Here is a 24573-nt window from a genome sequence, read left to right on the forward strand (position 1 = left end):
AACACTAGCCTGTTTTAATCTATACCCTACGCTTAACCGTCAGATAGACACCCGCTACAGTAACGCCTATACCGCATAGCGCATAAATATTCAGTGTTTCATCAAAAAGAAGCCAAGCTTCCAGTGCAGTCAATGGCGGCACTAAATAAAAGTAACTAACAACCTTACTCGCTTCCCCCTCACGGATCATGACAAGAAACAGTAAAATAGCTGTCACAGATAAAGCTAACACCATCCATAAAACAGCACCTAATAAGGGCCAACTCCAAGTCACTTCACCCGAATCAAACTGCCAAGCCAGCAATGCCATCACAATAGCTGTCACTAAATATTGATAGAAAGCGCCAACCATCAAGTCTACACCGCCGCCAAAACGTTTCTGATAGAGCGTACCAATAGAGATCGCCAACAAAGCAACAATCGCCGCGGTCCATGCATCCCAACCGGCAGCATCAGAATTTTGAGCACCGTTCTGACTCACCACGAGCAATACACCCAAAAAGCCAAGCACCAGACCTAACCACTGAGCTTTGTGTAAGCGCTCACTTATCCACAACCAACCGATTAACGCAGTCAATAGAGGCTGAACCCCCATAATTAATGAAGTAATACCCGCCGGTAGCGCCCAATCAATAGCAACAAAAACGCCACCTAAATAACAGGCATGTACCAACAACCCAACCACCATCTGGTGACCCGCTTGCTTAGGAGAACACCATTGAGGCTTGCGCCAAAACATAAGAGCAGCAAAGACGATCAAGGTGAGAAACATACGCAAAAATAAAACACTAAACGGCTCCATATAAGGCACAGCATACTTAGCACCAATAAAACCTGTGCTCCAAATACCGACAAAAGCCCAAGGTACTAATGTTAATTTTTGCTGCCGACTCAGCATTAGCTTAATCCCCACATATCTATTACAAAAAAGCACACTGTAGAGGCTAGAGTCCAAGCAGAAAAGGGACACAAAACATCGAACTTTTGGGGTACAGAGAAGCTATATATGAATTTATCAATAAATTAAAGTAAGCTGTACCCATGAAAAAATATGAACACTTAGTGCAGAAACTTCAATTACGTATAGAACAAGGTGATCTTCCACCAGGCTCCCGCCTACCCTCAATAAGAGCACTCAGCCAGCAATATCAACTAAGTAAAAACACCATCATTCGAGCACTAACTGAGCTGGAAAATCTAAAACAACTCCAAGTAAAAGATAGACAGGGCTTTTTTGTTTCGGCACAACTAAAAAACAGCCCTCCCCTGAAACCAAGAAAAGTCACTATGGGTGCAACCGCCTTTAGTGTATTAGGCTCAGCCAACCAACCTGGAAACCTAGCCCTTGGTTCTGCTTATCCTGATTCACGCTGGCCAACAGTTAGCTGGTATTATCAACAACTTGCTAAAACCGCTCGTCGATGGGCACTAGAGAGCAGCCGACGCAGAAGTCATTACAGCACACCCCCCGGTGACCCAAGGCTCCGAAAAACTCTAGCTGGCCACCTTAACTCCACTTCTATCGCCTGCAATAGTGAAGATATTGTCATCACCCAAGGGGGACAGGAAGCGGTCTCACTCTGCCTACGTGCTGTTGCCGAAGTAGGGGATACCATTGCCGTCGAGTCTCCTTGCTACTACGGGACACTGCAATGCATAGAGGCGTTAGGCTTAAAGGTGATTGAACTTCCCTCCGACCCAATACTAGGAACTAACTTAGATGCTTTAGAAAGTGCACTAGAACGCTGGCCGATTAAAGCCGTGCTCACTAATCCAAGTTTTAATAATCCACTCGGTTTCAACTTAGATCTATCGACCAGAAAACGGCTTATAGGTCTAGCTAATCGCTGGGATATAGCCTTAATTGAAGATGATGTTTTTGCAGAACTCAGCTATAACCAGCAACGCCCAACCCCATTAAAAGCTTTAGATACGGAGCAAAGAGTGCTCCACTGCGGCTCTTTTTCAAAAACCATGGATGTAGACATACGACTCGGCTGGGTGCTTCCTGGACGCTATTATGACAAAATTAATTACTATAAATTTGTCACAAATATCGCGTGTCCGGCCATTACACAGCAAGCTGTTAGCGAACTACTCATTGGCCGTCGTTACCGTCGCCACCTAGCGCAAGTGAGCCGAATCTATAGTGAACGTGTTGATATGCTAACAGAAGATGTAAGGCGCTTTTGGCCCAAAGAAACCATGTTTATAAAACCGCAAGGGGGTATTTTACAGTGGTTTAATCTACCTGAGCGAGTCGCCAGTGATCAGTTATTTCAACAAGCGTTAACCGCAGGAATCGGTATATCCCCAGGCAATCTTTTTTGTGCAGATAACCGCTTCAATCACCATATCCGACTCTGCTATGCCCATTACACGCAAAGTAATGAACAGATCACAGCAATCGCAACATTAGGCGAAATGATGGATAGATTTTAAGCGTTTTCCACCGCTGATAAGAATATAACCAATTCTCGGCACCCTTTACTATTAGTGGCTCCCAGCGATCAGCACTCAGACTACTAACGAAGTTATCCACAGATTTATGGGATAAGTTATCAACCCCTAAAACCTATAATAAACAAACTGCTTTGACTTATCCTCTGTTTGTAAAAAAACAGCACAAAAAAACCGCCATTGTTACCAAAGGCGGTTTTTTAATCCATCTTAGCCGAAGCTAAGTGTTATGCAGCAATGCTTAGCTTACTTCATTGTCAGCAATTAGATCTTTCATAGATAGTTTAATACGGCCGCGCTGGTCTACGTCCAGAACTTTAACCTTAACCATCTGATCCATCTGGATGTAATCAGTTACTTTCTCAACACGTTTGTTATCGATCTGAGAAATATGAACTAGACCATCTTTGCCTGGTAAGATATTAACGAAAGCACCGAAGTCTTCAATACGAACAACTTTACCTTCGTAAACTTTGCCGATCTCAGCTTCTGCAGTGATCTCTAGGATCTTATCAGTAGCGGCTTTTGCTGCTGCTTTATCAGCGGCATAAACACGGACCGTACCGTCATCTTCGATATCAATAGATGCGCCAGTCTCTTCAGTCAGTGCACGGATAGTTGCACCACCTTTACCGATAACATCACGGATCTTCTCAGGGTTGATCTTAAGCTGAGTCAACGCTGGTGCATTATCTGGAAGCTCTGGACGAGCGTAACCGATAACTTTAGCCATCTCTTTAAGGATATGAACACGTGCTTCATATGCCTGTTCAAGCGCTATATCCATGATCTCTTCAGTGATACCTGTAATTTTGATATCCATCTGAAGTGCAGTAATACCGGTTTCAGTACCTGCCACTTTAAAGTCCATGTCACCTAAATGATCTTCATCACCTAGAATATCAGTTAGGACAGCAAAGCCGTTCTCTTCTTTAACAAGACCCATTGCGATACCCGCAACTGGTGCCTTAAGAGGAACACCCGCATCCATCATAGATAGAGATGCACCACATACCGATGCCATAGAGCTTGAACCGTTTGATTCAGTGATCTCAGATACGATACGGATTGTGTATGGGAACTCTTCTTGTGTTGGTAGAACCGCAGCAACACCACGACGGGCTAGACGACCATGACCGATTTCACGACGACCAGCACCCATCATACGACCACATTCACCTACAGAGTATGGAGGGAAATTGTAGTGCAACATGAACGGGTCTTTACGTTCGCCTTCGATAGCATCAATGATCTGCTGATCACGCGCAGTACCTAATGTACAAGTAGCGATCGCCTGCGTTTCACCACGTGTAAACAGTGCAGAACCGTGAGTACCTTGTAGCACATCCACTTGCACATCAATACCACGAACTGTTTTATTATCACGGCCATCGATACGTGGTTCACCACTTACGATACGACCACGTACAATCTCTTTCTCTAGTGAACTGACGATACCAGACACGTCGCTAGCAGAAGGCAGGCCTTCTTCTTCACCACAAAGCGCTTCCACTGCTTTAGCACGCAGTTCAGCCAATGCGTTTTGACGCTGTAATTTGTCAGCAACTTGGTAAGCTGCAGCAATACCTTCAGCGACTTCAGCACGAACTTTAGCAATAAGATCTTCATCTTTTGCTTTAGGCGTCCAAACCCAAGCTTCTTTACCTGCTTCTGCCGCTAACGCGTTCACTGCAGTAATAATAACTTGCATCTCTTGGTGCGCGAAAAGAACAGCACCTAGCATTTCATCTTCAGATAGTTCTTGTGCTTCAGACTCAACCATCAATACCGCATCAGCAGTACCAGCAACAACCATGTCTAGCTCAGACGTTGCTAACTGCTCGTAGCTTGGGTTAAGAATATAGCCATCCTGTTCAGTGAAACCTACACGTGCAGCACCGATTGGACCTTGGAATGGAATACCAGAGATTGCAAGCGCAGCGGATGTACCGATCATTGCAGCGATATCCGGATCATTCTTTTTATCCGCAGACATAACCGTACAAACAACCTGTACTTCGTTCATGTAGCCTTTCGGAAACAATGGACGAATTGGACGGTCGATTAGACGCGATGTCAGAGTCTCTTTCTCAGATGGGCGCGCTTCACGCTTAAAGAAGCCACCTGGGATACGACCAACAGAGTAATATTTCTCTTGGTAATGAACCGATAGCGGGAAGAAACCTTGACCTGGTTTTTCCTCTTTTGCACCAACAACCGTACAAAGTACTTCGTTACCGCCCATTTTGACCAGAACAGCACCTGTCGCCTGGCGCGCAACGCGACCAGTTTCGATAGTTACTTCCTGACCACCAAACTGAAATGTTTTAGTAGTTACTTGAAACACAATAATTTCCTTAAAATTGGATGAGGCCGCAACGAGTTAACATCCATACCTAAGTAGTGCCAGTACTTCAATAAACTCTTCATGTTCACAACAAAAATTTATTGAAGTACAGGCGGGATGAAATTGTTAACTATTTTACTGCCTCAGATAAAATCAGGGCCATACATTGTATGGCCCTGAGGAATTCACACTAACTTAGCGACGTAGACCAAGACGTTTGATCAAGTCTAGGTAACGATCTGCATCTTTACCTTTTAAGTAATCCAGCAATTTACGACGCTGGTTTACCATGCGGATTAGACCACGACGTGAGTGATGGTCATGTTTGTTCACTTTGAAGTGACCCTGTAAACCTTCGATGTTAGCAGTTAGCAAAGCTACCTGAACTTCTGGGGAACCAGTATCGCCTTCAGCGCGAGCGAAATCTGCAACGATTGCCGCTTTATTTTCAGCAGTTAATGCCATTTTCATTCTCCTAAAAAAATATGCACACGACTATTATTAGTCGCTGGATTTGAAAGAAACGATGCACCGAGCATATTTTCAGTACAACGCCACATTATTTAGGCCTCTTTAGACACCTAAAAAATTCTATTTAATCAGTACTATTGATCGTTTGCAGTGCAGATAAGCCGCTTAGGCTTAAAGGCCCCTTCTTCATTCACTTCTGCAACACCTAAAAATCGTTCGGGGGTTGCGTCACTTACCGCTGCAAACAATCTAACCAAGCAGCCTACTTCATATTCCTGTGCGTCATTAAATGACACATTATGTCCATGAAGAACAAGTTTCGCCTGCGTTTGATCTAGCTGAACAGCTGGTAAATCAGCCACTGCTGCCCACGCTGGCAATAATAGCTTATCTAGCTCAAATTGTATGCCCTTTAGGGCCTCTTCATCGGCATTTTCCGGTACATTTTGACGCAGCTCATCCAATGTCATCATCTGGTCCGCTGTAAATGCGCCGACATCTTTTCGATGCAGCATTTTCACATGGGCTCCACAGCCTATAAGGTGGCCTAGATCTTCGACAATTGAACGGATGTAAGTCCCTTTTGAGCAGTAAACCTCAAGATCAATTTCATCACCGCGAAAAGCCGTCATTTTTATCTCGTGGATAATGACTTTTCGTGGTTTAACCTCTACCTTGATCCCTTGACGTGCCAATTTATATAAAGGCTGACCTTGATGCTTTAGCGCAGAAAACATGGACGGCACTTGTTCAATCTCGCCGCTAAAATTCTCAACGAGAAACTGTTCAATCTGTGCTTCGGTTAGATTTTCTGGTACTGGCTTTTCTTCAACAACCACACCATCAGCGTCACTAGAGTCCGTTCTAACACCTAGCTTTGCGGTGGTTATGTAGCGTTTATCAGAATCTAACAGATGCTGTGAAAACTTTGTCGCTTCACCTAAGCAGATAGGCAACATGCCGGTTGCCAAAGGATCTAGAGCGCCTGTATGTCCGCCTTTAGCTGCACCATAAAGACGACGCACTTGTTGAAGAGCAAAATTAGAAGAGATACCTGGCGGTTTATTTAACAGAAATACACCATCGACCGCCCGGCCTCGGTTTCTACGACGACCCACGCATTACTCTCCGTCGGTGTCGTTATTTGAATTCTGATTTTCTTGGCGCACTGCGGCCTCAATCAGATGATGCAGGTGACGACCACGCTCGATAGTTTCATCGAAATGGAAACGCAACTGCGGCATCACTCGTAACTTAACTTGTTTAGCCAGCGCCCCTCTTAGGAAACCGGCTGCATTATTAAGCACTTTTAGTGAATCAACTATTGCTTCATCTTCATCTTTACCATTAAGCGGTAAAACAGTGATGTAAACATCAGCGTAGCCAAGATCTTTACTCACTTTGGCATAGCTTACTGTCACCATACCAAGACGAGGATCTTTAATTTCTAACTGGATAAGCTGGGCCAGCTCACGTTGGAGCTGGTCCGCAATCCTTGATGTACGACTATAATCGCGTGCCATAAAGGTTATCTATTACCTTAAAGTGTACGTTGAACTTCGACTGTGTCGAAGACCTCAATCTGGTCTCCTACTTTAACGTCGTTATAGTTCTTAACGCCGATACCACATTCCATACCCTGACGAACTTCGTTTACGTTATCTTTAAAGCGACGTAGAGATTCTAATTCGCCCTCATAGATAACCACGTTGTCACGCAGTACACGGATACGCTTGTTACGGAAAACTGTACCTTCAGTAACCATACAACCAGCCACAAGACCAATCTTAGGTGCTTTAAATACATCACGTACTTCAGCAATACCAACGATCTCTTCACGGTATTCAGGAGAAAGAAGACCACCCATCGCCTGCTTAACGTCATCGATAATATCGTAGATTACGCTGTAGTAACGAAGTTCGATGCCTTCACGTTCCATTACCTGACGAGCCTGCTGATCAGCACGGACGTTGAAACCAACCATCAATGCAGATGCTGTAACCGCAAGGTTAGCATCAGTCTCAGCAATACCACCAACACCGCCAGAAACAATATTCACTTTTACTTCATCGGTAGATAGATCTTCCAATGCGTGAGTTAGTGCTTCCAATGAACCACGTACGTCTGTTTTAAGGACAATATTGAAGGTTTTAACATCACCGGCTTGCATGTTAGCAAACAAGTTTTCTAGTTTAGATTTCTGCTGACGGGCCAATTTCACATCACGGTATTTACCTTGACGGAACAAAGCAATTTCTCGTGCTTTTTTCTCGCTACTAACAACAGTGAATTCATCACCGGCATTAGGCGTACCATCTAGGCCTTGAATCTCAACCGGGATAGCAGGACCTGCACCCTGAATAGGCTTACCATTTTCATCCAGCATCGCACGAATACGACCATAATGTAGACCGGCAAGAACGATATCACCTTTTTCCAAGGTTCCGTTTTGAATCAGTACAGTTGCAACAGGGCCACGGCCTTTATCAAGACGAGATTCAACAACTACACCTTGTGCTGGTGCCTTAGGCACTGCAGTTAGCTCAAGAATTTCAGATTGCAGCAATACTGCATCTAATAATTCATCAATGCCTTGGCCTGTTTTAGCCGATACACTTACAAACTGATTTTCACCACCCCACTCTTCAGGGATAACATCTAGTGCTGCAAGTTCATTTTTAACACGATCAGGATCAGCTTGCTCTTTATCAATCTTGTTGACCGCAACAACGAGAGGTACACCCGCAGCTTTAGCATGCTGTACCGCTTCTTCAGTCTGAGGCATTACACCATCATCAGCGGCAACAACAAGTATAACGATATCAGTTACAGAAGCACCGCGCGCACGCATCGCTGTAAAAGCAGCATGCCCAGGTGTATCCAAGAAAGTAACCATGCCATTATCTGTTTCTACGTGATAAGCACCAATGTGCTGCGTAATACCACCGGACTCACCGGAAGCTACGCGTGATGAACGTATATAGTCCAACAATGATGTTTTACCATGGTCAACATGACCCATAACAGTAACAACCGGTGCGCGACTTTCCTGCTCACCCTGCATTGCTTGAATACTTTCCATCAACGCTTCTTCAACCGCATTCTCTTGAAGTGCGATTGGCGTATGACCCATCTCTTCTACAACAAGCATGCCTGTTTCTTGATCAATCACTTGGTTAATAGTCGCCATAGCGCCCATACCAAACATAACCTTGATCACTTCTGCTGCTTTAACGTTCATTTTCTTCGCTAATTCTGCAACAGTAATACTTTCAGGAATAGTTACATCAATTACTTGCTGGGTTGTTGGCTCTTTAAAGCCATGTTCGTTTGGCTTATTAGAAAGAGGACGACCATTTTTGCCGCGATTACGGCTAATCTTGCCACCACGACGGTTATCATTACGATTATCACCGCGGTTATTTTTACCTTTACCTCGACGATTATTATCTTTTGACGCTGGATCTTTTTTCTTAGCTTGTTCTTGCGCTTTAAAACGTGCTTCAGATTCCGCTTCAGCCTTACGGCGACGAGCTTCTTCTTCCTCTTCACGTTTCAAACGAGCCGCTTCTTCAGCTTCTTTCTGCTTGCGCTGAACATCAACTTCTTCTTGCTCTCGGCTCTGTTCTTGCTTAGCTTCACGTTTTTTAGCTGCTTCTGCTTCAGCCGCTTCGCGAGCAGCTTGTTCTTTCGCTTCCTGCTGCTTACGCTCTTCTTCTAAACGCAACTCTTCAGCTTTCTGAGCTTCTAATGCCGCTTCGTCAACTGTTTCAGTTGGTTCATCACCACCTTCAACTTCTGAACGTTTAACATAGGTACGCTTTTTACGCACTTCTACATTAACGGTTTTCTTCTTACCCGATGAACCTGACACTTTAAGCTGAGATGTAGTTTTACGCTTTAAAGTAATTTTCTTTGGTTCACCATCTGCTGCATCTTCACCGTGACTACGCTTAAGATGATTCAGCAATGTTTGGCGCTCTGATTCAGAGACTTCAGCGCCATCATTCTTACCAGATATACCTGCTTCCTTCATTTGCTCGAGCAAACGATCAACGGAAACACCAACCATTTCGGCGAGTTGTTTTACTGTTACTTCGGCCATTATCAAGGGGCTCCTCTTCCGTTAACCTTACTCTTCTTCTGCAAACCATGGAGCACGAGCAGTCATGATTAACGATGCGGCTCGTTCTTCGTCCAGGTCTTCTATATCTATCAAATCATCAATAGATTGTTCCGCCAAATCTTCCATCGTAATGATGCCTTGAGCAGCAAGAATGAAAGCCAAATGCTTATCCATCCCCTCCATCTCAAGGAGATCTGCAGCGGGTTCTGCTTTATCCAGTTGCTCTTCATTGGCTATCGCCAAGTTAAGCAGCGCGTCTTTAGCTCGTTTGCGCAGCTCATTGACGATATCTTCATCGAATCCATCAATTTCAAGCATCTCATCAACTGGAACATAAGCAACTTCTTCCAGTGTAGTGAACCCTTCGCCAACTAATACTTCTGCAACGTCTTCGTCCACATCAAGATGATCAACAAACTGACCGATAACTGAACCAACTTCAGTTTGATGCTTATTCTGTGCATCTTCTTCAGTCATCACGTTAAGTTCCCAGCCTGTCAGCTCGGAGGCTAAACGCACATTTTGTCCATTACGACCGATCGCCATTGCAAGATTTTCACTAGCAACCGCAACATCCATCGAGTGAGTTTCCTCATCTAAAACGATCGATGCAACTTCAGCCGGTGCCATTGCATTAATAACAAGCTGTGCTGGGTTGTCATCCCACAATACAATATCAACACGCTCACCGTTCAACTCATTTGATACAGCCTGTACACGAGAACCTCGCATACCTACACAAGCACCAACGGGGTCGATACGACCATCATTCGTTTTTACCGCGATTTTCGCGCGGGAACCTAAATCACGGGACGCAGCTCGAATCTCGATAACCTCTTCCGAAATTTCAGGTACTTCTATACGGAACAGCTCGATCAGCATTTCATTACAAGCACGGCTCATAATTAGCTGAGGTCCGCGACCTTCAGAACGAACTTCAAGCAGAACAGCACGAACACGATCGCCCATACGGAACGTTTCACGCTGAATCAATTGGTCACGAGGCAGCAACGCTTCAGCGTTGTTACCTAAGTCCACTATAATATTATCGCGTGTAACTTTTTTGACACTGCCCGAGATTAATTCACCTTGGCGATCACGATAGAGTTCAACCACTTTTGCTCTTTCAGCTTCACGTACTTTCTGTACGATAACTTGTTTAGCTGTCTGTGCCGCAATACGACCAAACTTAACCGATTCAACCTGTTCTTCGTGGATATCATCTGGCTGCAGCGCTGTATCAATCTCTTCAGCTTCCTGCATTGTTAACTCTGTACCTAGTGCAGGTACAACCTCGTTGGTTACCACTAACCAACGACGGAATGTTTCGTAATCGCCTGTTGCGCGATCAATTACTACGCGAATATCAGCTTCTTCGTCATAACGTTTTTTTGTCGCCGTTGCCAATGCAACTTCGATAGCTTCGAAAATAACTTCTTTCGGAACTTCTTTTTCGTTAGAAACTGCTTCTGCTACCAACAGAATCTCTTTATTCATGCCTCTGCCTCACCCAAGACCCCAATTCTATATTTAGAACTGAGGGATAATGTTTGCCCGATCGATATACTCAATCGGCAGCATATATTCTTCATCATCAACAACGACAAGTATGTCATCGCCTTCAATACCATTTAAAATACCTTTGAACTTACGACGCCCTTCATATGCTATGCGCAAGCGCAATTGGATATGAGAACCGGCATAGGCCGCAAATTGTTCTAAAGTAAATAACGGACGATCCACACCAGGAGACGATACCTCTAAGGTATAATTCCCTGCTATCGGATCTTCAACATCCATAATTCCACTGATCTGATGACTTACCTTTGCGCAATCATCTACGCTAATGCCATTTTCAGAATCAATGTACACCCTTAAGGTGCTGTGTTTTCCCTGTGAGAGAAACTCAATACCCCAGAGTTCAACCCCCAATGCAATTACTGACGGTTCAATTAACTCTTGCAACAGTTTCATTTTCGCTGACACGAATAACCCACCTGTACTAGCACTTAAACGCCTATTTCTTATATTTCAATAAGTTAGCTAAAGCATTTACAAATTTCACAAACAAAAAATGGGTCTAATGACCCATTCCCGACCTACAGTATAGATATTCATATACTGTAATTCACTGACGAAAAAGCCCCTAAAAAGGGGCCTTACGTTAAATAAGGTTGGTAGCGGGGGCTGGATTTGAACCAACGACCTTCGGGTTATGAGCCCGACGAGCTACCAAGCTGCTCCACCCCGCATCAAAACTGGTGCAAATTGTATATGTACCAGCGACCTTAATCAAGATTAATGGTGCCCAAGGCCGGACTTGAACCGGCACGGCCTGACGGCCACTACCCCCTCAAGATAGCGTGTCTACCAATTCCACCACTTGGGCATCAAACCTTTACTACCCTTTAGTCAGCTTTTGGAATATCTGACTCAACAGGCGCGACAACCTTTCCTTCCTCTTCCAAAGCAGGAAGCTGAGGCTCAACAGGTAACGCAGGGGCTTGACTCTCAACAGCAGTAGCTGCTGGGATTCCCGCGTCACCAATAGATTCTGCCTTCTCTTTAGCATAAACAGCTAAGATGAAGCTCGTTACAAAAATACCGGCAGCGACAATGCCTGTCATGCGGGACAGAAAGTTACCACTCCCTGTACTACCGAAAACAGTCTGGGAAGCACCTGCACCGAAAGAGGCACCTGCTTCAGCGCCTTTGCCCTGTTGCAGCAAAATCAGACCAATTACAGCCGCTGCTAACAACACATGAATAATCAGAACTACTGTTTCCATTGTTTAACCGTCTATTTATGCATCTGCCGCGTGGCAGATGGCAATAAAATCATTTGCTTTAAGAGAGGCTCCACCTACTAGCCCTCCATCAACGTCATCGTTTGCGAACAACTCTGCAGCATTTCTCGCATTGACACTACCACCGTATAGTATACGAGTAGCTAATGCAGTTTTTGCATCATACTCTGCGATCATTGCGCGAATTGCAGCATGTACATCTTGCGCTTGTTCAGATGTCGCGGTTTTACCTGTACCTATTGCCCATACAGGCTCATAGGCAATAACAGCATCCGCAAACTTATCAATTCCAGCAGCATCAATTACTGCCTTTAACTGACGTCCAACAACATCAAGTGTCTTACCTTGCTCTCGTTCTTCAAGAGTTTCACCTACACAAAGAATAGGTTTTAACCCTGCAGCCACTGTTGCGATAAACTTATCAGCAACCACTAAATCAGTTTCTGCATAAAGACTGCGACGTTCTGAATGTCCTAGGATTACATACTCACATCCTAAATCTCTCAACATCGGCAGTGAAATCTCGCCCGTGAATGCCCCGTCTGGGTTTTCGCTTACATTCTGTGCACCCACAGCAATGAACGAACCTGACATCGACTTCACTTGGGATAGGTATATCGCAGGCGGACACACTAGCACATCAACGGCTGAAGCTTGAATACCAGAAACTAACTCATTCATTAATTCATTAATGAAGTCAGTTCGACCATTCATCTTCCAATTTCCGGCAACTAAAGCTCTGCGCATTAATACCCCCTATTTCAAGAGGCGCAAATATTAACTGGCTTACACTTAAGTTTCAAGCTCCATCAAGGCTTTTTCAACATCGGTTGCAAGCTGCTGACAAAGATTAGCCACTTCATCGGCATCTTCGCCCTCAACCATAACTCGAACCAAAGGCTCCGTCCCAGAAGGCCGCAATAAAACACGCCCCCGTTTGCCGAGCTGTTTCTCTGTATTGACAACAGCCTGTTGAATACTGTCAATCTCATTAATATTCACTTTCTGAGCTACACGCACGTTAATCATCACTTGCGGCATTTTAGTCATACCATGACGCAGCTCAGCCAGAGTATTACCGGTTTCAACAATTGCTTTTAATACTTGTAGCGCAGCAACCGTTCCATCTCCAGTCGTTGTCAGGTGACGGCACACAATATGTCCAGAGCTTTCCCCACCTAAAATCCAGTCATTCAGGTACAACTGCTCCATGACATAACGATCGCCTACACTTGCTCTGATAAATGGAATATTCTCACGCGCGAACGCCTGCTCGAGCCCAAAATTACTCATCAATGTCCCGACAACGCCACCAGTGAATACACCTTCGCGACGCATCTGGGCAGCGATAATAAATAACAGTTCATCGCCATCAACCTCCTGCCCATTCTGATCCACCATGATGACGCGATCACCATCGCCATCCAATGCTATGCCTAAATCTGCTTTTTCAGCTAATACAACGGTACGCAAACGTTCCGTTTCTGTAGCACCGCAGTTTTCATTTATATTCAAGCCATCGGGAGAGGATGCGATCTCAATAACCTTTGCACCTAATTCAGTAAATACTGAAGGGGCCACATGATAAGTTGCGCCATTTGCACAGTCTAAAATGATTTTCAATCCTTTTAGCGAGATACCTCCCGCTGTAGCTTTACAAAATTCAATATAGCGTCCAGCGGCATCAACAATCCTTTTCGCTTTACCCAACTCAGACGAATCCACTGTCGTCATCGCTATATCCATTTGCGCTTCTATCGCTTGCTCAACATCATCGGGTAGCTTTGTCCCTTCAGAGGAGAAGAATTTAATGCCGTTATCATAAAAAGGATTATGAGACGCACTAATCACAATCCCCGCATCCGCACGAAAGGTTCTAGCTAAGTAAGCGACGGCCGGTGTCGGCATTGGGCCTGTTAGCAGCACATCCACACCCGCCGCAGACAAACCTGCCTCTAAAGCAGATTCAAACATATAACCGGAAATACGCGTATCTTTACCGATCAAAATTTTACTATAACCCTCTCGAGCAAAGACCTTACCTGCCGCCCAACCCAACTTCAGAACAAAGTCTGGCGTCACTGGAAACTGCCCAACCCTACCGCGAATACCGTCAGTCCCAAAATAGCGCTTTGTCATCTTCTTCCCTCTATTTAATAACCGCTTCAGCCATAACGGCGCGGGTCATTTTTACTGCATCCGCAGTTTCTTTAACATCATGCACTCGAACAATGGCGGCACCTTGCATCACCGACATAACTACAGTCGCCAAACCACCGGCCAAACGTTGATCTACTTCTCGATTTAACACTGCACCCAGCATTGATTTGCGCGAAGTACCGATCAACAAAGGCAACCCAAATGCATGCAATTGAGATATATTATTCATCAGCCTTAGATTATGCTCCACGGTTTTACCAAAACCAAAACCTGGATCAAGAATAAGACGTTCTTTAGCTATACCTGAAGCTTCACAGGCCAAAACACGCTTGGCAAAGAAATCGCTGACATCATCCAAAACATCATCATACTCTGGACGATCCTGCATAGTTGCAGGACTTCCCAACATATGCATTAAGCAAACAGGCAGCCCTGTAATAGAGGCCGCCTCTAACGCACCCTCTCGACCTAAAGCACGAACATCGTTAAGCAGCCCTACACCTAATTTGGCCGCCTCTGTAATGAGCTCAGGAGCGCTAGTATCAATGGAGATAACCACATCAAACTCCTGAGCTATCTTCTCGATGACCGGTAATACACGCTCCTTTTCCTCCTGAAGCGATACAGGTACAGCACCAGGCCTTGTTGATTCACCACCAATATCTAAAATAGTGGCACCATCACCAATCATTTTCTCAGCTTGAATTAGAATTTTATCTAACTGAGCTGAGCCGCCGTTATGTAACATACCACCATCGGAAAACGAATCAGGTGTGACATTAAGAATACCCATCACATGCGTGTATGATAAATCTAAGGTACGCGTGCCAAACTGAAATTCACGCATAGTATCTGCCTTATTCTGATTGTTTAACATATTAAAAAAGGCCAGCTTCGTTACAAAGCTAGCCTTTTATCTTTCAATCCACCTGATAATTAGTGGATATTTTTATCTGAAGAATCAGGCACATCTGGATCAACGCCCTCATCACCTTCATTCATATCCACTTCATCGTTGGACGTGTTAGTCGATTCATCGACCGATGCAGAAGGCGTATCATCTTCACTATCATCACCCCAACCTTCAGGCGAAGAAACAGGCTTACGTTCCATCAACTCATCGATCTGACTGCTATCAATAGTCTCATACTTCATAAGTGCAGCACACATAGACTCAAGAATATCTCGATTATCTACGAGGATAGTTTCAGCACGCTTGTAGCATTCATCGATAATTTTACGGGTTTCCATATCGATTTTACGTTGAGTTTCCTCAGCAAGCGGTTTAGCGCCTTGACCATAGCCACGGTTAAACGGATCAGATTCCTCCTCATCATATAGCAGAGGCCCCATCTCATCAGTTAAACCCCACTTCGCAACCATACTCCGAGCAAAAGAGGTCGCTCTCTGTATATCGTTAGATGCGCCTGTAGTCACACCATCTTTACCTAAAGTCATCTCTTCAGCGATTCGACCACCGTATAACGAACAGATGTTGGACAGAATCGACTGGCGGCTATGACTATAGCGATCTTCCAAAGGGAGAAACATGGTCACACCTAACGCGCGACCACGAGGAATAATGGAAACTTTATATACAGGGTCATGCTCAGGCATTAAACGACCAACAATCGCGTGCCCTGCTTCATGATACGCTGTATTCAAGCGTTCCTTCTCGGACATCACCATCGACTTACGCTCAGCGCCCATCATGATTTTGTCTTTTGCTTTTTCAAACTGTTCCATTCTAACGGTACGTTTACCACTTCGTGCGGCAAAAAGAGCAGCTTCGTTGACCAAATTAGCCAAATCAGCACCAGAGAAACCAGGCGTACCACGCGCAATCAACTCCGGCTTTACATCATCTCCTAAAGGCACTTTTCTCATATGCACTTTAAGAATTTTCTCTCTACCACGTATATCTGGAAGGCCAACATGTACCTGTCTATCAAAACGCCCTGGACGTAGTAATGCTGGATCCAACACATCAGGTCGGTTAGTTGCCGCGATAACAATAATGCCCTCATTACCTTCAAAGCCATCCATTTCAACCAACAACTGGTTTAATGTTTGCTCTCGCTCATCATTACCACCACCCATGCCGACACCACGATGACGGCCTACCGCATCGATCTCATCGATAAAGATAATACAAGGCGCGTTCTTTTTAGCTTGTTCAAACATATCACGAACACGGGATGCACCTACACCTACAAACATCTCAACAAAATCAGAACCTGAGATGGTAAAGAAAGGTACTTTCGCTTCACCGGCAATTGCTTTCGCCAATAACGTCTTACCTGTACCAGGACTACCCGACATCAATACGCCGCGAGGGATATGCCCACCAAGGCGCTGAAATTTACCAGGATCACGAAGAAAATCCACCAATTCTCGGACATCTTCTTTCGCTTCTTCAACACCCGCCACATCATCAAATGTAGTCTGAATCTGATCTTCCCCCATCATGCGTGCTTTGGATTTACCAAAGGACATTGGGCCGCCTTTGCCTCCTCCACCTTGCATCTGGCGCATGAAGAACATAAATACAGCGATAATGACTAATATAGGAAAAGAGGCAACTAGCAGTTGAGTCCAAATACTCTGCTGTTCAGGCTGCTTACCTTCAATAATTACATTATTCGCAAACAGGTCATCAACAAGTTTAGGATCCTGCAACGCAGGACGCGTTGTTTCAAAAGTCTCACCATTACGACGGTGGCCTTGGATTGTATAACCGTCAATAATGACTTTATCTACACTGCCATCTTTTACTTCTGAAACAAATTCAGAATAGCTAAGGCGTTTAGATTCTGCACTTTCATTAAAGTTATTAAATACTGTCAGCAATACCGCTGCGATCACTAGCCACAAAACCAGATTTTTCGCCATATCATTCAATGGAATACCCTCAATTTGCTGATTAAGCTTGGCGCTCTACTTGGAGACGCTAAACACTATACTATGCGGCCACACTTGACCACTAAAACACAGCCTACCCTTTAAAACCTTTACCTAACAAATACACTTCTCGTGACCGAGCACGAGAAGAATCAGGTTTACGGGTGACCACTTTATTAAAACTTGTACGCATATCTTGCAAATACTGATCAAAACCTTCGCCTTGAAATACTTTAGCGACAAAATTTCCGCCGGGCTTAAGTACCTCTCGCGCCATATCTAAGGCTAACTCCACCAAATACATAGCCGCAGGCTGATCAACTGCTGACATACCACTCATATTGGGGGCCATATCTGAAATTACAAGGTCTGCAGGTTCATCTCCTAGGGCAGAGAGTATCTGTCGCAAAACAGCTTCCTCTGTAAAATCACCCTGAACAAACTCAACCCCCGACATTCCATCCATAGGCAATATATCAGATGCAACCACTCGCCCCCGATCACCAACACGCTCTGCCGCCACTTGAGACCAACCACCTGGGGCTGCACCTAAATCCACGACAGTCATACCGGGTTTGAATAATTTGTCTTTTGTATCAAGCTCAATAAGCTTGAAACTCGCACGGGAGCGATAACCATGCTCTTTCGCTTGTTTCACATAGTGATCATCAAAATGCTCTTTTAGCCAACGTTCACTGCTTGCTGATTTCGCCACTAACCACTTGCTCTCTGATTTAAGCGTTGTACGCTACTAAGCTGCGAACAACTGTTGTAAAATTGTTATATTATCTTTTCTGAGCTCTAAGCTCATCAAAACACTTTAAGGCAGCGTATTTTAATATGAGCTTGAATCCTGAGCAAAAGAAGCATTATCGCACTCTTGGTCACAAACTAAACCCTGTTGTTACTGTAGCAGGTAAAGGATTAACTGAAGCAGTTCAACTTGAGGTCGATCGCGCTCTAGAAGATCACGAATTAATTAAAGTAAAGTTTGCTGTTGGTGATCGAGATACAAAGAAACTCATTATACGCGAACTTTGCTCAATCGTTGAAGCAGAACTAATACAAGAAATTGGACATATAGCGCTCATCTACAGAAAAGCGTTAGAACCTAATCCTAAACTATCTAATCTTCTTCGTTAAGAATTATCTATATACAAAAAAGGGGCGCCAACTGGCACCCCTTTTTATTTATTGCTTTAGATGTGAGCAACTTCGTCAATTTCAAATTCATTCGCACCACCTGGCGTCTGAATATTAACGACATCACCCTCTTCCTTACCAACTAAACCTCGTGCTATCGGGGAATTTACAGATATTTTACCCGCCTTGATATCAGCTTCATCATCCCCAACAATCTGATAAGTTTTAGACTCTTCAGTATCGAGATTAATGATCGTCACTGTTGTACCAAAAATAACCTTTCCGCTCGGCGGTATTGTGGCAATATCGATGACTTGGCAGTTTGATAATTTAGATTCTAATTCCTGAATCCGCCCCTCAATAAAACCCTGTTGTTCACGCGCAGCGTGATATTCAGCATTTTCTTTTAGATCTCCGTGCTCCCGCGCTTCTGCAATATCAGCAATAACACGTGGGCGATCAACTGTTTTTAGCTGCTCAAGCTCAGCACGAAGCGCTTTCTCGCCAGCGGCCGTCATCGGTACTCTAATCATATTAGGCTCCTATGTCTTGGACACGACGAACTTCTTTCTCTTCGCCATATTGCAATGCCATGGTAATCGCTTCAGCACCCGCCAAGGTCGTTGTATAAGGAACTTTATGCTGAAGTGCACTACGACGAATATCAGCAGAGTCTTCAATTGCCTTACGACCTTCTGTCGTATTTATAATATAAGCAATTTCGTCATTTTTGATCATATCCACTATATTTGGACGACCTTCCATGACTTTATTGACAATTTTCGCCTCTAAACCATGTTTTTCTATTAATGCGGCAGTACCTCGTGTAGCTACAAGCGAAAAGCCAAGCTCAACAAGGTCTTTGGCAACCTGCATAGATGCTTCTTTATCGACTTCACGTACAGAGATAAATGCCTGACCCGCTTGCGGCATAGTTTCACCGGCACCAATCTGAGCCTTCATGAAAGCCTCACCAAAGGTACCACCTACACCCATCACTTCACCCGTAGACTTCATCTCTGGAGACAAAATGGGGTCAACGCCCTGGAATTTATTGAAGGGAAAAACAGCTTCCTTGACATTAAATAGTTTAGGCACGATCTCTTCAGTAAAACCAAGCTCTTTCAGCGATTTACCGGTCATCACTTGTGCGCCAATTTTAGCTAACGATACACCAATACATTTAGACACAAATGGCACAGTCCGCGATGCACGAGGGTTAACCTCAATCACATAAATTTCGCCATCTTGGTAAGCTAACTGCGCATTCATCAAGCCAACAACACCCAGTTCTAATGCCATCTTGCGCATCATCTCACGCATCTCATCCTGCACATCAGCCGGAAGACTGTATGGAGGGAAAGAACATGCAGAATCCCCTGAGTGAACACCCGCTTGCTCTATATGCTGCATGATAGCGCCAATAACGACAGTTTCACCATCACATACAGCATCAATATCAATTTCGATAGCCGCATTAAGGAAATGATCCAATAGTACAGGCGCGTCATTAGAAACCTGAACCGCAGTTGTCATATAACGGCGCAGCTCTTCCTCTTTGTATACTATTTCCATTGCACGACCACCTAAAACATAAGATGGACGAACAACCAGAGGATAACCTAGTTTACCCGCTTCGATAATGGCTTCTTCTAAAGAGCGAACTGTCGCGTTTTCAGGCTGTTTAAGCCCCAAACGCTTAAGCATCTGTTGGAACTGTTCACGGTCTTCTGCACGGTCAATCGCTTCTGGTGACGTACCAATAACTGGCACACCAGCCTGCTCAAGAGCAACAGCGAGTTTCAATGGTGTTTGACCGCCATACTGAACAATTACACCTTTAGGTTTCTCAACGTGCACAATTTCCAAAACATCCTCAAGTGTGATTGGCTCAAAGAACAGGCGATCAGATGTATCATAATCCGTTGAAACAGTCTCAGGGTTACAATTAACCATAATTGTTTCAAAGCCATCATCACGAGCAGCAAGCGCAGCGTGAACACAGCAGTAATCGAACTCGATACCTTGACCTATACGGTTAGGGCCGCCACCGATAACCATGATTTTCTCACGATCTGTCGGGTTAGCTTCGCACTCTTCCTCATATGAGGAATACATATAGGCAGTATCGGATGCAAACTCAGCAGCACAAGTATCTACACGTTTATAAACAGGACGCACATCTAGATTATGACGATGTTTACGGAACTGCTTTTCTGATACGCCAAGCAGCTTAGCCAAACGCTCATCAGAGAAACCTTTACGCTTCAGTTTAAAGACCGCATCTTTATCTAGATCAGTCATCGCGATTTCAGATACACGTAGCTCATCTTTGATAATATCTTCGACTTGAACTAGGAACCACGGATCAATACCGCTAATTTCATACAATTCTTCGACGGTCATCCCTGAGCGGAAAGCATCGCCTAGATACCAAATACGCTCAGCGCCGGGCTCTTTCATCTCACGCACAATTGCAGCGCGAGCATCATCGCCTTCAATATCAATAATAGAGTCGAAACCAGTCGCACCAACCTCTAAGCCACGCAACGCTTTCTGCAGTGATTCCTGCAGTGTACGGCCAATCGCCATAACTTCACCTACCGACTTCATTTGAGTCGTTAGGCGATCATTAGCTTGTGGGAATTTTTCAAAGGTAAAACGCGGTATCTTAGTAACAACATAATCAATCGAAGGTTCGAAAGATGCAGGTGTACGACCACCGGTAATATCATTCTGTAGTTCATCCAATGTGTAACCAATAGCCAGCTTCGCGGCCACTTTTGCAATTGGGAAGCCGGTTGCTTTAGACGCTAAAGCTGATGAACGAGAAACACGCGGATTCATCTCTATAACGACCATACGGCCATCAACTGGGTTTACCCCGAACTGAACGTTAGAACCACCCGTCTCAACACCAATTTCACGCAATACCGCCAAAGAAGCGTTACGCATGATTTGGTATTCTTTATCCGTCAATGTTTGTGCTGGCGCAACGGTGATAGAGTCACCTGTATGTACACCCATTGCATCGAAGTTTTCAATTGCACAAACAATAATGCAGTTGTCGTTTTTATCACGAACAACTTCCATCTCATATTCTTTCCAACCAATCAGAGACTCATCGATCAATAGCTCTGTTGTTGGAGATAGATCTAAGCCTCGCTCACAGATTTCAATAAACTCTTCTTTATTATAAGCGATACCGCCACCGGTACCCCCCATCGTAAAAGAAGGTCGAATAATACATGGAAAACCAAGCTGGGCCTGAACCTGAAGCGCTTCTTCCATGCTATGAGCAATAGCTGCACGAGGACACTCAAGACCTATAGCTTTCATCGCTTTATCAAAGCGGTTGCGGTCTTCAGCTTTATCGATAGTATCTGCATTAGCGCCGATCATCTCAACGCCATATTTTTCCAATACCCCTTCACGCTCAAGATCAAGCGCACAGTTCAGAGCCGTCTGCCCACCCATTGTAGGCAACAGTGCTTCAGGGCGTTCTTTCGCTATGATTTTTTCAACTGTTTTCCAATTGATAGGCTCGATATAAGTAGAATCAGCCATCGCAGGGTCAGTCATAATAGTAGCGGGATTAGAGTTAACAAGAATAACTCGATAACCCTCTTCACGTAGCGCTTTACACGCTTGCGCGCCAGAATAATCAAATTCACATGCTTGCCCAATTACAATCGGACCTGCACCAAGAATCAAAATACTTTTTATATCAGTACGTTTTGGCATCGGTATTAAACCAGTCGTATCAGTTAGAAGCTGAGGAAGGTGGACAATTCACACCCTCCCTGTATCGTTTCAAACAACCTAATTTTTAGGTTATAGATGACTTACGCTTTAGCTGCTTTCATATCAGCAATGAAGCGATCAAACAGAGGTGCTACATCATGCGGACCTGGGCTCGCCTCAGGGTGCCCCTGAAAACTAAAAGCTGCACGGTCAGTACGTTCAATACCTTGCAATGAGCCATCAAACAGTGACTTATGCGTTGCACGTAACGTCGCAGGTAGAGCATCCTCATCAACCGCAAAACCATGATTCTGAGAAGTGATCATTACCTGCTTACCATCCAAATCTTGGACTGGATGGTTAGCGCCATGATGACCAAATTTCATTTTCACCGTTTTAGCGCCAGATGCCAATGCTAACAGCTGATGACCTAAGCAGATCCCAAAAACAGGTAGATCTGTTTTGCAGATCTCGGAAATTGCAGCAATAGCGTAGTCACATGGCTCTGGATCGCCCGGACCATTTGACAAAAAAACACCATCAGGTTTCATCGCTAAGACATCAGCAGCTGGAGTTTTTGCTGGCACTACGGTTAAACGACAACCACGCTCGACCAACATACGCAAAATATTACGTTTGACCCCGTAATCATAAGCAACAACATGAAAAGGCTGAGACTTTGGATCAAGATCAGCATGACCAGAACCTAGCTTCCAAGTTGACGAGCTCCACTCATAAGCTTTTTCAGTCGTAACAGCCTGAGCAAGATCCATCCCCTTTAAGCCAGGAAAAGATTTAGCATCAGAAAGCGCCTTAGCTTCATCAATATCACCTGCCATAATACAACCACTTAACGAACCTTTCTCACGAAGTATTCGAGTTAAGCGACGCGTATCAATGTCTGCAATACCTACAATATTGTTATCTTTCAGATAATCATCTAGGTTTTTTTCGTTACGAAAGTTACTCGCAACCAAAGGGAGATCACGGATAACTAAACCCGCAGCCCAAGTACGAGACGACTCTTCATCCTCAGTATTGGTACCAGTGTTACCTATGTGAGGATAAGTAAGGGTTACTATCTGACGACAATAAGAAGGGTCTGTCAGAATTTCCTGATAACCCGTCATAGAGGTATTAAATACAACCTCGCCGCTAGACTGCCCGTCTGCGCCAATGGCTACGCCCTTGAATATACTTCCGTCTTCAAGAGCAAGAATGGCTGGTCTCGCCAATTGAACCTCCTCGCAAAATGTGCACAACAAAATCAGAAACGATACGTGCAAAAAAGCGAGGCAAACCGAAATTCAGCCTCGCTTCCTTGTTAAGAAACTTGTACAAAAGGTTTGCTATAGGCAAACCGGCTGTATTTTATGCTATAAAGGCGCTTTCTGTCTATTCCGCAATTGCGAAAAGACTATAATTAAACAAAATTAATCCAAAAAGATACGCCAACTTTCAAAACCTTCAGATAACGCCTGATCCATAAAACCCTCAGCTTGCATATCGGCTATCACCACAGCCAAGCGATTTCTCAGGGCAAGCGTATTACATTTTGATTTTTTGGATACGGCTAAATAAAGACCCTCGGTACTAAGTGACGGATCCAGAATATCAAAGCGCCCCTTATAACCGAGCAACTCGGCATAAGCTAGACCGGGGTTCTTCTCATAAAGAACATAATCAGCGCGACCTCGATCAAGCATTAAAAATGCCTGCGCTAAAGAGGGGACATAAGTTAGGTCAAGCTTCTCTTTAGCATATTCATCAAAATCCTGGCCAAAACTATTGTTGATGACAGTCACACCATGCAAACCAATCAAATCATCACGAGAATCATAGGAGCCTTGTGTATTCGATTTCCGCCAAACCACACTGGCTGTCTTAAAGAAAGCAGGAGAAATATAATTCATATATATAGCCCGAGACTCTGTATAGAAAACACCCGCCATCAGATCTACCCTCCCGCGCTTCAGCATCTCCTGCGCACGCGCCCAAGACCCAACATCTAATACCTGAATAGTAATATCTAAGCGTCTAGCTATTTCATCCATCACCAGACGATTAGCGCCAACAACTTCTTCGCTAGGTTCGTGTTGGCGCCATAAATAAGGAGAATACTCCACATTACCTGCTGCGGTTAAAACAGTGCATTCATTCGCCCTTAGAGCAGACAAAGGCAACAATAAAAGACAAAGAGATAAAAGCACAAAACAGCGACTCAAACTGATAACCTCAAAACTAAGCAATTTATAATTGAGTATAAGCAGCAACAGCAAACACTCACAACTACTAAAAGGTAGCAGTACTTCCTAAGCCCTAACACCAAAGCCCCAGACGCAAAAAACCCCGGCTACGTAGTAACCGGGGTTTCTCTAAATAAATGCTTGGCGATGACCTACTCTCACATGAGG

20 protein-coding genes and 2 tRNA genes are annotated in these 24573 nt (G+C 44.4%); 2 read left to right on the forward strand and 20 right to left on the reverse strand.

From position 1 onward, the window contains the following. Positions 1 to 19: 19 nt before the first annotated feature. Complete coding sequence (locus tag A3774_RS12720; protein WP_067868136.1) at positions 20 to 898, reverse strand: DMT family transporter; 879 nt, start codon at positions 896 to 898, stop codon at positions 20 to 22. Positions 899 to 1041: 143 nt separating this feature from the next. On the opposite strand from A3774_RS12720, the gene A3774_RS12725 reads away from it, so the two are divergent. After that, the gene (locus A3774_RS12725) at positions 1042 to 2442 is read left to right on the forward strand and encodes an aminotransferase-like domain-containing protein (protein WP_067868139.1); all 1401 of its coding nucleotides are present in this window, start codon (positions 1042 to 1044) and stop codon (positions 2440 to 2442) included. A 259-nt stretch (positions 2443 to 2701) separates the two neighbouring features. Here A3774_RS12725 and pnp read toward each other — a convergent pair whose 3' ends face one another. From pnp to rlmE, 15 genes are all read right to left on the reverse strand, one after another. Beyond that, entirely contained in the window at positions 2702 to 4807 is a 2106-nt protein-coding gene (pnp, locus tag A3774_RS12730) for a polyribonucleotide nucleotidyltransferase (protein ID WP_067868142.1), read from the reverse strand. A gap of 195 nt (positions 4808 to 5002) precedes the next feature. Next, positions 5003 to 5272 (reverse strand): 30S ribosomal protein S15, encoded by a 270-nt coding sequence (gene rpsO, locus A3774_RS12735; protein ID WP_067868145.1) that lies wholly within the window; start codon positions 5270 to 5272, stop codon positions 5003 to 5005. A 140-nt stretch (positions 5273 to 5412) separates the two neighbouring features. Beyond that, positions 5413 to 6396: a tRNA pseudouridine(55) synthase TruB gene (gene truB, locus A3774_RS12740; RefSeq protein ID WP_067868148.1), complete on the reverse strand. Its 984-nt coding sequence runs from the start codon at positions 6394 to 6396 to the stop codon at positions 5413 to 5415. Between the two features lie 3 nt (positions 6397 to 6399). After that, positions 6400 to 6801 carry a 30S ribosome-binding factor RbfA gene (gene rbfA / locus A3774_RS12745; protein WP_067868151.1) on the reverse strand — a complete coding sequence of 134 codons (402 nt, stop codon included), beginning with the start codon at positions 6799 to 6801 and terminating at the stop codon, positions 6400 to 6402. Positions 6802 to 6818: 17 nt separating this feature from the next. After that, positions 6819 to 9383: a translation initiation factor IF-2 gene (gene infB / locus A3774_RS12750; RefSeq protein WP_067868154.1), complete on the reverse strand. Its 2565-nt coding sequence runs from the start codon at positions 9381 to 9383 to the stop codon at positions 6819 to 6821. Between the two features lie 27 nt (positions 9384 to 9410). After that, a complete protein-coding gene (nusA, locus tag A3774_RS12755; protein ID WP_067868157.1) occupies positions 9411 to 10901 on the reverse strand; it encodes a transcription termination factor NusA in 1491 nt (496 codons plus the stop codon). A gap of 33 nt (positions 10902 to 10934) precedes the next feature. Beyond that, complete coding sequence (gene rimP / locus A3774_RS12760) at positions 10935 to 11390, reverse strand: ribosome maturation factor RimP (RefSeq protein WP_067868160.1); 456 nt, start codon at positions 11388 to 11390, stop codon at positions 10935 to 10937. Between the two features lie 189 nt (positions 11391 to 11579). Further along, positions 11580 to 11656 (reverse strand) — tRNA-Met (locus A3774_RS12765). Positions 11657 to 11706: 50 nt separating this feature from the next. Further along, a tRNA-Leu gene (locus A3774_RS12770) sits at positions 11707 to 11793 on the reverse strand. 19 nt (positions 11794 to 11812) lie between these two features. Next, positions 11813 to 12193 (reverse strand): preprotein translocase subunit SecG, encoded by a 381-nt coding sequence (gene secG, locus A3774_RS12775; RefSeq protein ID WP_067868163.1) that lies wholly within the window; start codon positions 12191 to 12193, stop codon positions 11813 to 11815. A 15-nt stretch (positions 12194 to 12208) separates the two neighbouring features. Beyond that, complete coding sequence (gene tpiA, locus A3774_RS12780) at positions 12209 to 12958, reverse strand: triose-phosphate isomerase (protein WP_067868165.1); 750 nt, start codon at positions 12956 to 12958, stop codon at positions 12209 to 12211. A 45-nt stretch (positions 12959 to 13003) separates the two neighbouring features. Beyond that, the gene (gene glmM, locus A3774_RS12785) at positions 13004 to 14350 is read right to left on the reverse strand and encodes a phosphoglucosamine mutase (RefSeq protein ID WP_067868168.1); all 1347 of its coding nucleotides are present in this window, start codon (positions 14348 to 14350) and stop codon (positions 13004 to 13006) included. A 10-nt stretch (positions 14351 to 14360) separates the two neighbouring features. Beyond that, entirely contained in the window at positions 14361 to 15218 is an 858-nt protein-coding gene (gene folP / locus A3774_RS12790) for a dihydropteroate synthase (RefSeq protein ID WP_067868194.1), read from the reverse strand. Between the two features lie 89 nt (positions 15219 to 15307). After that, positions 15308 to 17263: an ATP-dependent zinc metalloprotease FtsH gene (gene ftsH, locus A3774_RS12795; RefSeq protein WP_067868196.1), complete on the reverse strand. Its 1956-nt coding sequence runs from the start codon at positions 17261 to 17263 to the stop codon at positions 15308 to 15310. 103 nt (positions 17264 to 17366) lie between these two features. Continuing rightward, positions 17367 to 17987, reverse strand: a complete 621-nt coding sequence (rlmE, locus tag A3774_RS12800) for a 23S rRNA (uridine(2552)-2'-O)-methyltransferase RlmE (RefSeq protein WP_067868171.1) — start codon at positions 17985 to 17987, stop codon at positions 17367 to 17369. A gap of 125 nt (positions 17988 to 18112) precedes the next feature. Between rlmE and A3774_RS12805 the strand changes: the two genes are divergently transcribed. After that, positions 18113 to 18415, forward strand: a complete 303-nt coding sequence (locus A3774_RS12805; protein ID WP_067868174.1) for a YhbY family RNA-binding protein — start codon at positions 18113 to 18115, stop codon at positions 18413 to 18415. Positions 18416 to 18471: 56 nt separating this feature from the next. Here the strand turns inward: A3774_RS12805 and greA are convergent, their stop codons facing one another. The 4 genes from greA to A3774_RS12825 form a co-directional block, all read right to left on the reverse strand. Then, positions 18472 to 18948 carry a transcription elongation factor GreA gene (greA, locus tag A3774_RS12810; RefSeq protein WP_067868178.1) on the reverse strand — a complete coding sequence of 159 codons (477 nt, stop codon included), beginning with the start codon at positions 18946 to 18948 and terminating at the stop codon, positions 18472 to 18474. 1 nt (position 18949) lies between these two features. Next, a complete protein-coding gene (gene carB, locus A3774_RS12815) occupies positions 18950 to 22159 on the reverse strand; it encodes a carbamoyl-phosphate synthase large subunit (RefSeq protein ID WP_067868180.1) in 3210 nt (1069 codons plus the stop codon). A gap of 101 nt (positions 22160 to 22260) precedes the next feature. Continuing rightward, a complete protein-coding gene (gene carA, locus A3774_RS12820; RefSeq protein ID WP_067868183.1) occupies positions 22261 to 23394 on the reverse strand; it encodes a glutamine-hydrolyzing carbamoyl-phosphate synthase small subunit in 1134 nt (377 codons plus the stop codon). A 198-nt stretch (positions 23395 to 23592) separates the two neighbouring features. Next, a complete protein-coding gene (locus A3774_RS12825; protein ID WP_231867984.1) occupies positions 23593 to 24384 on the reverse strand; it encodes a substrate-binding periplasmic protein in 792 nt (263 codons plus the stop codon). Positions 24385 to 24573 lie beyond the last annotated feature (189 nt).

Origin of the sequence: Neptuniibacter marinus (assembly GCF_001597725.1) — a bacterium.
Classification (GTDB): Bacteria; Pseudomonadota; Gammaproteobacteria; order Pseudomonadales; family Balneatricaceae; genus Neptuniibacter; species Neptuniibacter marinus.